This window comes from Fibrobacter sp. UBA4309, assembly GCF_002395745.1.
Taxonomy (GTDB): Bacteria; Fibrobacterota; Fibrobacteria; order Fibrobacterales; family Fibrobacteraceae; genus Fibrobacter.
In genome coordinates this window covers 65942-76837 of the sequence record NZ_DGUN01000049.1, presented here as the reverse complement: position 1 = coordinate 76837, position 10896 = coordinate 65942, and the positions used below count along the sequence as shown (strand labels likewise).

Here is a 10896-nt window from a genome sequence, read left to right as displayed (position 1 = left end):
CCTGGGGTACTGCTGCCGGGGCCTGTGCAGGCTGCTGTGCCATGGCGAAGATGGAACAGGTCGCGAGAGTAGAAAGGAATAATCTATGCGGAAGCTTCATTAGTGGGCCTCGCTAGTTGAAACGTTGTAATGGTATGTAGCGCTGTTTTCAAGAATTCTTCCGTTGTACAGCTTGACCTTTATTTTGAAAGTCGTTCTCTTGCCGTATTCCACGTCGACGGGGATGCTATAGTCGAGGGCATCGATGTCGCCGTTCGCATTGGACAGGAAGAATACGTTCCCGAGCTTGCCTTCTTGCGTTACCGTGATGCTTTCGATTTGCGTGTAGTCCCTGTGTTCCATGTTGTTGATCTTGATTTTCAGGGTCTTGTGCAACACGTTGTCGATCTGGGGAGGCGCCTTGGGTACTCTCTTGGACTCATCGAAAGCCTTCCTGCTGCCGTTGACACTTACGTAGGCGGAAGCGTTCTTGTCGTAGCAGGTCAGCGTCTTGGTCGCGGAGCCTTCGTTTCTCGCCTGGTCGGTGACGACAACCTTGTAGGGACGGGTGCCGCTAGAAAGGTTGAATATTCCTTCGTCGTTTCCGCTGGCTGTCATTTCCCTGACAAGGTCTCCGTCGCGGAAGATAGAAACGAGCGCTTCATCGTCTTCGTTGTTGATGACCTTGAACTTGGCCTGGCATTGCATGTTCGAGTTGAACGTCTGGATAGAAACGCTCGGCTTGATCGTGTTGACGGCCTTGCAGGACTTGTTCGCCGGAAGGGCTATTGATGCGACCTTCTTCGAGTCGTCAGGGAACAGGACCGAGACTTCCAGCTTGGTCGCTTCCCAGTTTTTCTCGGAGTCCTTGATGGGGAAGATGTAGGTGAAATTGTTCTCGGATGCCGGAATGCTCATCTGCCTGGACTTGTTCCCGGTGTTGAACACGATCTTGATGTTCTGGGAAGCGTCGAATTTGGCCCCTATGATGGCTCCGTTCAGGGTAATGAAACCATTGTTGCAGATTTCGTCCGTGTTGGCGACGATATTGAACTCGATTCCATCCGTGACGGCAGAATCCTGCTTTTCCAGGTTAGCCTTGTTGGCGGAATCGATGGCGGCATTGTAGTAGTAGGTCTGGATTGTCCCGCAAGAGAGGTTGACGGGGACGAATTTCTGGTTTTCGGGGATGATGTTTTCCGGGATGTTTAGCTTCTTGGCTTCGCTGACGACGTCAATGGTGTCGACGCAGGTGAAGTCGAACTTCTTTTCGCCGAGGATGTTCGGATCCCAGTCCGAGCTGATGTCGATGGCCGCCTGGTTCTGGGCGACCGTTGTCCCGTTGACCAGGAAGGCCTTCGGGGCTTTGTCGCAGGTGACCTTGACCGAAATGCTGTTGGTCGAGATGGTGTCGGCCAGTTCGGGGAGCTTGCAGTTCAATGCCTTGGCACCCTGTGCCTTGACGGACTCGATGACCTTGTCGAGCGATTCCAGGAGCTTCTTTGTATTTTCGTCGATTTCGCCGTTGCCGTTGTCGATGGCGTTCATGACCTGCTCGATCACGTTTTCACTGCCGGCGTTCTGGTTAGCCAGCTTGAAGATCTGGCAGGCGGTGGCGTGGACAACCATCATTTCGCCCGATTGGATAGAACCGGTAGCTCCGCACTGTGCCTCGATGTCCATGCTTCCGGAATTGAGGCCGAAAACGGAGAATCCTTTCTTGGAAACGCCCACGGCACCGTCCGTACCGCGGATGGCGGCTGTGGCAGTCCCTGTCTTGAACTGGAACTTGCTGTTGCCTTTCTGTTTTTGTGCATCAAAGCGGACCTTGCCCTGCTTGATGTCGGTCATGGCCGTCTGCACGCCGTTTGCGGAGTTGAGGTTCGTGAATTCGACGAGGGAGTTTTCTTCGACGGAAACGATACTGCCGTCGGGGAGGGCGACGATGACCTGGGCTTCTATCCCGGTACGTATCTTGTCCTTCTCTCGGACCTTTCCGCCGGTCTTGGCCTCGGATTCTTTTCCTTTTGCGTCAATAATCTTACGTTCGTCGCCTATGGCGAAACGGATTTTTCCGGCGGCGGCCATGGGATAGGACGCCAAAACGGCCAAAAGGATGGTTAAAACCTTAAATTTTCGCGAAAATGACATGTTGCCCCTCGTTCAAGATGTAAACCAACTTAAATATATCTTTTATTTGTTGTGCTCGAAAGAAAAATGTATCTTTTACCCATTAAATACGCAAAAAGGGGCCATACTATGAGCATGGAAATAGAAGAACCCACCGTTGCAATGAACGATGTGGAAACGGGTGAAGAAATTATCAAGGAACTGGACAAGGCGGTCCTTACCAAGGGTGCCTGGCAGACCATGATGTTCCTTTGCCAGGAAAAAAACGCCAAAACGGGAGAATTTGGCGAACCCAAGGTGTATTTGCGCCGTTACCAGAAGGCTGGGGGTGCTTTCAAGGCCCGCAGCAAGTTCAACATCAGTGGCAAGGCCCAGGCCGAAGCCATCATAGAAAACCTGAAGAAGTGGTATAACATTTAATGCCTGACCCTGCTAGTAGTAAGAGAAAGAAGTACAGCATAGACTTCCTTTGCGAAGGGAGCATCAAGTCCTTCCCGTGGAAGGATAAATTTGAATCCATGGCCCGCAGACTCCTGAAGGAGGAAGGGACCGAAAAAAGCGTGAACATCGTTCTCTGCAGCGACGAGTTCGTCCGCGAGATGAACAAGAACTACCGCAAGCTCGACAAGGTGACCGACGTGCTTTCGTTCGAATGGCACGACGAAATACCCGGTGCCGAGGAAATGCTCGGGGAAATCTACATTGCCCGTGACCAGGTCAAGCGCCAGGCTCCCGAATACGGCAATACGTTTTTCGCCGAACTCAAGCGCGTGATTGTGCACGGACTCCTGCATCTTTCCGGTTACGACCATATCAAGGCGGCGGACCGCAAGGTGATGCGGGCCCGTGAATGCGAGTTCCTGGGACTTGACCCGTACAAGGAGAAGACGTAATGGAAGATTCCGAAATACTGGCGGTAGTTTTCCTTTGCGTGTTCCTGCTGACATCCGCCCTGTTCTCTGCGACCAAGTGCGCCTTTAGCCTGATTTACGCCAAGCGCGACCCGAAGGACCGCGACGACCGCGAAGAAAAGATTGCTGCCATCGTCAAGTGGCGCGGATTCAACGAATGCGTCTCCATCGGACGTATTTTCGGCAATGTCGGTGCGGCCGTCCTCGGATTTTTCTTGCTGGAAAATTCGTCGTGCCCGTTCGTGCATACGTATCCGTATATCGCGGTGGTGGTGTACCTGATTGTGGCCTGCGCGCTGATATATGTGGTAAGCGTGTTCATCCCGTACCTGGTCGCGAATCTCAAGCCGGATACTTTGTCTGTAATCCTGGTGCCGCTGTTCCGCGTGGCCCGCTTGCCCTTTATCCCGGCGGCCAAGATTTGCCATGTCGTGTTTGTCAAGTTGCTTGTCCTTTTCGGTTACGATTCCAAGCTGAGCTTCCTTTCCGAAGAAATGCGCGACGCCGTGCAGGCCGACCTTTCCGATACGAAGAACGGGGAAGAAGACGGCCTCGAAAAAGAAGAACAGCAGATGATATTGAACATCTTCGAGTTCGTGGAAACTCCCGTACGCGAAATCATGACGCCCCGCGTGGACATGTGCGCTATCGATGTAGATACCCCGCTCGAAGACCTGGTGAAGGTCTTGAACAGCGAACGCCATTCGCGCCTGCCCGTTTACAAGGAGACGATGGACAATATCGTGGGCATCCTTTCGAACAGGGACTTCTTGGAATGGTATACCGAACATGGCGACGAACCGTTCGACATTATGAAAATCGTGATGCCGCCGGTGTTCGTGCCGTACCACAAGAAGATTGACGCCCTCCTCACGGAACTCCGCAAGACGGGCAACCAGCTCGCGATCGTGGTGGACGAATACGGCGGAACGGCGGGCCTTGTCACGCTGGAAGACATTCTGGAAGAAATCGTCGGCGAGATCAAGGATGAAGACGATACGGACGAGGAAGACGACGTCCAGAAGCTGAAGGACGGACGCTACATTCTCGACCCGCTCATGACGCTTTCCGACCTGGAAGACGAACTGGAAGTGGAGCTGAATCCGCCGGAAGGTTCGCATGTGGAAACGCTTTCTGGTCTTATCCAGGCGACGCTCGGCGTGATTCCGTCTCCGGGCGCCGAAGTCAAGATCCAGGGGTACACCTTCCGCGTGCTCAAGATGGACGGTACCCGCATGGAGAAGGTCATGATGATCCTCCCGCCGGGCAAGGAAACGACCAAGACCGGCGTTTTCCAGAAGGTGTAATCATTTTTGAATTTCAAAGGAGAAGGCCTCTGCTCATCGCAGAGGCCTTCATTTTAGGGTAGTTATAAGCCGGGTTCTGTACCCCTTGCGGGGCGATGACCATCTCTCTGGACGAATCGTTACCGACCGCCTCAAGCGACCTACCCGGATATCCAACAGCTGCGGGCCGCAGCCGGTCCTTGCGGACGGATTCCTGCTTGGTCTTGCACCGGATGAGGTTTACCGTGCCATCCCTGTCACCAGGAACGCGGTGAGCTCTTACCTCGCCATTTCACCCTTACCTCGACGGGCCGAAACCCGTGCGGGGCGGTTTGCTTTCTGTTGCACTGTCTGTCGCGTTTCCGCGCCTGGACGTTATCCAGCATCCTGCCCTGCGGTGCCCGGACTTTCCTCCAGCATCGCTGCCGGCGGTCATCCGCTACCCGGTACAAAATTAGAAAACGTGGACGCCTTGTGCAAGGAGTGGACGGTGGGCTTTTTTGTATATTTACTTTGTTTTTTTAGGGTTCAAGAGTGAATAGGTTTGTTCTTTTTTTGTCATTATTTGCGTCTGTAACGTGGGCGGCGGCCGAAACGGCTACCGAAACCCCGACTCAGTCAGCCGTGGATTCTTCCGCCGTGTTCCGTGTAGATGAAATCCGCTACGACATCGGGGATGTGTTCGACGACTCCCGTGTGCATACCCGCTACGACAAGCTGGCCTACGATTTTTTGAACTGGGTGCATATCGAGACCCGCGAGCATACCGTCCGCAAGCTGCTCCTGTTCAACGAGGGCGACTACGTGAACCTCGACCTGATGCTCGAATCGGAACGCTTTTTGCGCGACCAGCGCTTTTTGAGCGACGCGAGCATTACCGTGGTGCAGGATAGCGGCAAGAACATCGCGAACGTGCACACGAGCGACAACTGGACCTTGACGGTCCCGGTCAGCTTCGGCTTTTCGGGAAGCGAGTGGACGTACGACAACCTGAACTGGGGAATCGGCGTACAGGAAAGCAACTTCCTCGGGCTGGGGCAACTGCTGGGCTTCTACTTCGGCCACGACGAGTTCCGCGACATGTGGCAGGTGGAATACGGCGCCCCGCACTTCTTGCTGCGCTACAACCACTTGGACTTTCTGTACAGCTACAACACCGACGGCTACCTCGCGAGCTGGAAGATGTACCGCCCGTTCTTGAGCCGTAGCGTGAACCAGTGGGCGTATACGATTGCCGGCCTCAAGAACCAGCGCTTCGCCTACTTTTACGGGAGCGGCGACATGCCTCCGGGAGCGGTCTCCTATTCTACCGACAAGCCGCTCGATTCCCTGAACCTGCAGGAATATAACGGCGACAAGACTGTCGAACTCATGAAGGTCGAGGACTTTATCGACGACTCGCTCTCCTTCCACCTCGGGCGTTCTTTTGGCGGGACGCAGCGCAAGTTCTATGTGGCAGGAACGTATGACTACCGGAGGACCACGGCGCGCGAAGGCAAGCTTTTCCGCTACCTGTTTACCGACGGCGAAGGCGCGTATGCCATCGATTCCGCCAGTGCCTGGAACGAATGGCTCCCGGAACGCAAGGATTCCCGCGTGGGCGCCTATATCGAATATTCGAACCTCCGTTACGAGAAAATCAGGAATTACCACAACGCGAAGTGGACCGAAGACGTGGACAAGGGCTGGAAGCTCAAGGCACAGGTTTCCAAGAACTACGAACAGCTCGGTGCCGCCGATAACGACTTCCGACTCGACTTCTGGACGAACCTTTACCTGGGGCGTCGCCACCACCACCTGAACCTTTCTACGCAGACGTACTTCTACCTGGATCACGGCGAACGCAGGGATTTCTACGGGAAAGTCCTCGGAGAATACATTTTCCACCCGAGCAACAAGCTTTCTACGGCGGTCAAGGGCCTTGTCGATGTCTATGACGACGCCCGGTACGGCAATCAGCTTTCGTTGGGAGGTTCGGAAGGCTTTGCCGGATTCCCGACCGGATTCTATACGGGCCAGGCGCGCGTGTACGGCAATATCGAACAGCGCTGGTTCCCGGATTTCGAGATACTCACGCTCGTGCCCGTGTTTGTCGGCTTCGCGAGCGTGGGTGAGACCGCGTGGGACCTGATGGACATCAACCGCGAAGACTTGATTTACGTGCTTGGCCTGGGCGCCCGCTTTGTGCAGACCAAGTCCATCAGCCGCCTGGTGAACAAGGTGGACGTGAGCTTCCCGATGAACGGGGCGCGCAAGCACGAACCGCATTTCTCCATCACGACGACGTATTCACTGTAGCAGGAGCTGAGCATGAAGGAAACGGACGAAGAACGCCAGAAGTTGAAGCAGAAGAAGTTCCGCCGTTTCAAGAACGCTGTCTTGCGGATGGAAATTATCATCGGCTTCATGGCGATTATCGCGGGCATTGTCGTGACCGCGATGGTGTGGGGTGAAGGCTTTTTCCCGGGCGCCTTGATGATGGTCCTTACCGGATGCATCAACATCTTTTTGGCGTTCAAGGAACTGGTGGACCCGACGGACCACGTATTGCATTGGCAGTCCGTGTTCTTCCTGATTGTACGCCGCGCGATGTTCTTCTTGAACGTGGTGCTGCTCGCGCTCGTTGTCGGGACGTTCACGAACCTGCTGTAGCGATTGTACGCGCCGGAGATTGCCTAGTGCACTCCGTCTTCGTTCACGAAATCCTTTTCGCCGTACCAGGCCTGTATTTTTTCGCGGGCACTTTCGTCGAATGCCGATGAATCTTTCAAGATGTGCTCTGCGGTTTCTAGCGTCTGGCTTATAAGTTCCTGGTCGGCAATCCAGTCGAACCAGCGGAACACCCAGGAGCCGCTCTGTTCGTTGCCTTCGAGGTTCCCGGCGCCGCGGTTCATGAGGTCGAGTTCCGCAATTTCGAATCCGTCTTCGGTCTGCGAGAACTGCGAGAGGCGTTCCATGCTGCTTTCGGCGGCGTCGCCTTCGGGTATCATCAAGAAACACCATGCCTGGGCATTGCCGCGGCCTACGCGGCCGCGCAGCTGGTGCAGCTGCGCGAGGCCGAAGCGGTCTGGCTGGTCGATGACCATCAGGTTCGCGGCGGGCACGTTCACGCCCACCTCGATGACGGTCGTCGCCACGAGAATCTGGATTTTGCCCGCCGCGAACTGCGCGATGATTCCATCGCGCTCCGCTTCGTCCATCTGCCCGTGGACTCCCGCGACCTTGAGTGTTGCGACTCCCGGGACGGCGCGTCCCGGCCCTGCGATATACGCCCGCAGTTCATCGACGATATCGTCGACGCTCCGGGCACCGCCTTCGTCGTCCGTACCGACGCGGCTTGCAATCCAGTAGCATAGATTGCCGCCGGCGGCCTCGTTGCAGATAAACTTTTTCATGTCGTCGCGCTTTGCTGCGTTCACGAGCCTCGTTTTGATGGGCTTTCGTCCGGCGGGCTTGTCCTTGATGCTGATGACCTTCAGGTCGCCGTAGAGAGTCATGGCGAGACTGCGGGGAATGGGCGTGGCGCTCATCACGAGCATGTCCGGGTAGTTTCCCTTGGCCAGTAGCGCTTCACGCTGCCCGACACCGAAGCGGTGCTGTTCGTCAATGATGACGAATCCCAGGTTCGCGAATGTCACGTCGTTGCTGAACAGCGCATGCGTGCCGATGACCACGTTTACAAGCCCCATCTGGAGCTCGCCGAGGATGACGCGCCTTTCGGCGGCCGGTGTGGCGCCCACGAGCATCTGTACGTGCAACCCTGCCGCTTCCAGGAAAGGCTTGAGTGTCTTGTAGTGCTGCCTTGCGAGAATGTCCGTGGGAACCATCATGGCGCACTGCTCGCGCAGAGCGCTCCCCTCCGCAGGTTTCGTCCCGCATACCGCCATCATGGCCAGCATCGCGACGACGGTCTTTCCGCAACCGACGTCGCCCTGCAAGAGCGCGTGGAACTGCTTTTTGCCGTTGAGCCCGGCGACAATCGTGTCGAGCGCTCTTTCTTGCCCGCCGGTCAGTTCGAAAGGCAACCGCGCCCTTGCCGCCATGACGCAGCCAAGGTCAATCTGCCGTTCGTGCCCGCGCAACTTCTGGTTTTCGCGCCTCTTTACCATGCGCAGACAGAACGGCAACAGCTCGAGTACTTTCATCTCGCGCTTCGCCTTGTATATTGCCGGGAACTCTTGCGGCTGGTGGAGTGTGCGCAGGTTCTCGATGGCCGGGCTAAAATGCAGGTAGTCCGTCAGCTCGCGCGGGCATAGTCCCGGCAGAGATAGGTTCGGGAACTTGAAAATCGTCTTGTAGAGGTTGCGGAAGAACTTCTGTTCCATGCGGGACTCGCGGCACGCCTCGCTGATGGAATAGATGGGCTGGATGCAGCCGCTGAATTCCTCGTCTTCGTCGAAACTCTGCATGTCGGGATGCGTTATCTGCAACCCGCGGTATTCACCGACCTGGCCCGAGACGAGCCAGCGGGAGTCGTTTTTGATCTTTCGCGACCAGAAACTTGCCGCGTTGAAGAACAGCAGCTGGATTTCGCCGGTGCCGTCGGCAAGCGTGGCCACGAAGCGCGATTTCCTGCCGCGTACGATTCCCGAGCGGATGATTTTTCCGATGAGTACCACCTTTTCTCCGGCCTTGCAGTCTGCAATCCGGGTGACCTTCGTCTGGTCGAGGTAGCTGCGCGGGATATTGTACAGCAGTTCGGCGATGGAAGTCAGCCCTGCCTTGCGCAGGGCTTCAATTCTCTTGGGGCCGAGTCCGGGAAGCTGAGAGATGTCCATGTCGGCGTTTCTTTATTGTTCGGCTTTCTCGGGTGCCTTGGATTCGGGCAGGCTTTCACCCTTCTCGGCGCGTTCCTTCGCCTTGTCGCGAGCCTTGTCGCCAATCAGGTTCATGTTTTTCCAGGTGACGAGCTTGACGGGGTTGCCGTTGTCGTCATAGATCTTGATGCCCTTCGTGTCGATGGCGGCGATGAGCTTGTTCAGCTTGGTGACGATTTCGTTGAGCTTTTCGACGGGCTCCTTGGAATTCAGGAGCTTGTCGATGGCGGGAGAGTTCTCTATGGCGGTAACGGTCTCGTTGATCTTCGTCGTTCCGTCGGCGAGGGTCTTGATGATGTCCTGCGCCTGCGTAATCTTCTCGCTAATGCTCTGGGTGGCGTTCTCGATGGCCGTGTCCGCCTGGTTTGTCGTCTCGATAAGGGTATTGCTGGCGTCCTGGATCTGGTTGAAGAACGTCCTTACCTTGGGCTGCAGGGAATTGACCGTCTTGTCGATATTGTTGAGCAGGCCTTCTACGGTACCGATGATTTCTTCGTATTTCTGCTGTGCGGAGGCGTGAGTGGAATCGCCGTTGGCGATAAGGAGGACGGCGTCGCGCACATAGGAAATCTGCTGGCCGACGTCTTCCATTAGGCGGAGCGCTTCGGCGATGCCCGGTTCGAAATGCCCCGTATGGATGAAATCTTCGGGCAACACCTTGCCTGTCTTCGAGGGGATGATTTCCAGGCGGCGTTGCCCCATAAGGGCGTAGTTGACGTTGTTGAACTGCGTCCCTTCGCGGATTATGAGGGGCTCGTCGAACTTGATCTGCACGCGGGACCGGTCTCCAAGCCAGGTGACCGTGCCGATGGTGCCCACGCGGTAACCGCGGACGACGACGTCGTCTTCGGGCTGGAGTGTCCCGAGTTCGTCAAAATCGACAGTGGCCGTGTGGGGGACGTCCTGGTGGGCGCTGTACATGCCGTAGGCGACACCCGCAAAGGTGCAGAAGAGTGCAATCAGCGAAATGTAGCCAATGGCCCGGTCAGAAAGCTTCATATGGGGAAAATTAGTAAAAAGGTTCGACCTCGGGGGGTGGTCCGCGTTGACAAAAAGGTGGTGATTTCTATATTTGGCTCACCGATTTTAATCGGAACCCTCCCGGGACCAATGTCGGTTTCCGGGCGATAGACCAAAGGGACTCATTATGAGACAATACGAAACGATGGTTATCATCGACGCTATGATCTCTGACGACGCCATCAACGCTGAAGTCGAGAACATCGGTGCCATGATCACCAACGGCGGCGGTGAAATTCTCCGTCGCGACGACTGGGGCAAGCGCAAGCTCGCCTATACCATCAACAAGCGCCAGCACGGCTACTATGTGATTTTCTACTACAAGGCCGAAGCCTCTGTCGTGGCAAACATGGAAGCCGCCCTCAAGCTGAACGAAAACGCACTCCGTTGGATGACCCTCGCTGATTATCCGATGAGCGAAATTGTTTACAACCAGGATATGGCTCAGTCCACCGAGGAAATCATCCCGGTCGACGCAGAAGAAGGGGAGGCTGAATAATGGCTTTTGAAGACAAGAAGCAGGCAACCCGTATTCGCCGCAAGAAAACTTGCTGGTTCACGGAAAACAATGTCAAGTTCATTGACTACAAGGACGAGAAGACTCTCCGTCGCTTCATCTCTGAACGTGGCAAGATTATCCCGCGTCGCATCTCCGGCACGTCCGCCAAGTATCAGCGTATGCTGAACGAAGCTATCAAGCGCGCCCGCCAGATGGCCATTCTCCCGTTCGTTTCGGACAGCATGCGCTAAGGA

Annotated in this window: 10 protein-coding genes and 1 other RNA gene; 7 read left to right on the top strand and 4 right to left on the bottom strand. The window is 55.7% G+C overall.

Annotation, left to right across the window (positions count from 1 at the left end; translation table 11 throughout):
- Positions 1-99: 99 nt before the first annotated feature.
- Positions 100-2082, bottom strand: a complete 1983-nt coding sequence (locus tag B3M32_RS06430; RefSeq protein WP_290744372.1) for a FecR family protein — start codon at positions 2080-2082, stop codon at positions 100-102.
- A 156-nt stretch (positions 2083-2238) separates the two neighbouring features.
- Between B3M32_RS06430 and B3M32_RS06425 the strand changes: the two genes are divergently transcribed.
- Genes B3M32_RS06425 through B3M32_RS06415 form a run of 3 tightly spaced genes read left to right on the top strand, consistent with a single transcriptional unit; the run spans position 2239 to position 4327 of the window.
- Positions 2239-2529, top strand: coding sequence for a hypothetical protein (locus B3M32_RS06425; RefSeq protein WP_290744370.1), 291 nt, complete (start codon positions 2239-2241; stop codon positions 2527-2529).
- Positions 2529-3002, top strand: a complete 474-nt coding sequence (ybeY, locus tag B3M32_RS06420) for an rRNA maturation RNase YbeY (protein WP_290744368.1) — start codon at positions 2529-2531, stop codon at positions 3000-3002. The genes B3M32_RS06425 and ybeY overlap by 1 nt, the downstream gene beginning before the upstream one ends.
- On the top strand, positions 3002-4327 hold the full coding sequence (locus B3M32_RS06415) for a hemolysin family protein (protein ID WP_290744366.1): 1326 nt from the start codon (positions 3002-3004) through the stop codon (positions 4325-4327). The genes ybeY and B3M32_RS06415 overlap by 1 nt, the downstream gene beginning before the upstream one ends.
- 50 nt (positions 4328-4377) lie before the next feature.
- Here the strand turns inward: B3M32_RS06415 and rnpB are convergent.
- An RNA gene (gene rnpB / locus B3M32_RS06410) (RNase P RNA component class A) lies at positions 4378-4753 on the bottom strand.
- Between the two features lie 108 nt (positions 4754-4861).
- Here rnpB and B3M32_RS06405 point away from each other — a divergent pair.
- Positions 4862-6604 (top strand): hypothetical protein, encoded by a 1743-nt coding sequence (locus B3M32_RS06405; RefSeq protein WP_290744364.1) that lies wholly within the window; start codon positions 4862-4864, stop codon positions 6602-6604.
- 12 nt (positions 6605-6616) lie between these two features.
- Positions 6617-6958: a hypothetical protein gene (locus tag B3M32_RS06400; protein WP_290744362.1), complete on the top strand. Its 342-nt coding sequence runs from the start codon at positions 6617-6619 to the stop codon at positions 6956-6958.
- A 23-nt stretch (positions 6959-6981) separates the two neighbouring features.
- Here the strand turns inward: B3M32_RS06400 and B3M32_RS06395 are convergent, their stop codons facing one another.
- Both B3M32_RS06395 and B3M32_RS06390 read right to left on the bottom strand, forming a co-directional pair.
- Complete coding sequence (locus tag B3M32_RS06395) at positions 6982-9084, bottom strand: ATP-dependent DNA helicase RecG (protein ID WP_290744360.1); 2103 nt, start codon at positions 9082-9084, stop codon at positions 6982-6984.
- Positions 9085-9096: 12 nt separating this feature from the next.
- Positions 9097-10122 carry an MlaD family protein gene (locus tag B3M32_RS06390; RefSeq protein WP_290744358.1) on the bottom strand — a complete coding sequence of 342 codons (1026 nt, stop codon included), beginning with the start codon at positions 10120-10122 and terminating at the stop codon, positions 9097-9099.
- Positions 10123-10270: 148 nt separating this feature from the next.
- Here B3M32_RS06390 and rpsF point away from each other — a divergent pair, with 148 nt between their 5' ends.
- Positions 10271-10642 carry a 30S ribosomal protein S6 gene (gene rpsF / locus B3M32_RS06385; RefSeq protein ID WP_173366109.1) on the top strand — a complete coding sequence of 124 codons (372 nt, stop codon included), beginning with the start codon at positions 10271-10273 and terminating at the stop codon, positions 10640-10642.
- Complete coding sequence (gene rpsR, locus B3M32_RS06380) at positions 10642-10893, top strand: 30S ribosomal protein S18 (protein ID WP_012820327.1); 252 nt, start codon at positions 10642-10644, stop codon at positions 10891-10893. Before rpsF ends, rpsR begins: the two co-directional genes overlap by 1 nt.
- Positions 10894-10896 lie beyond the last annotated feature (3 nt).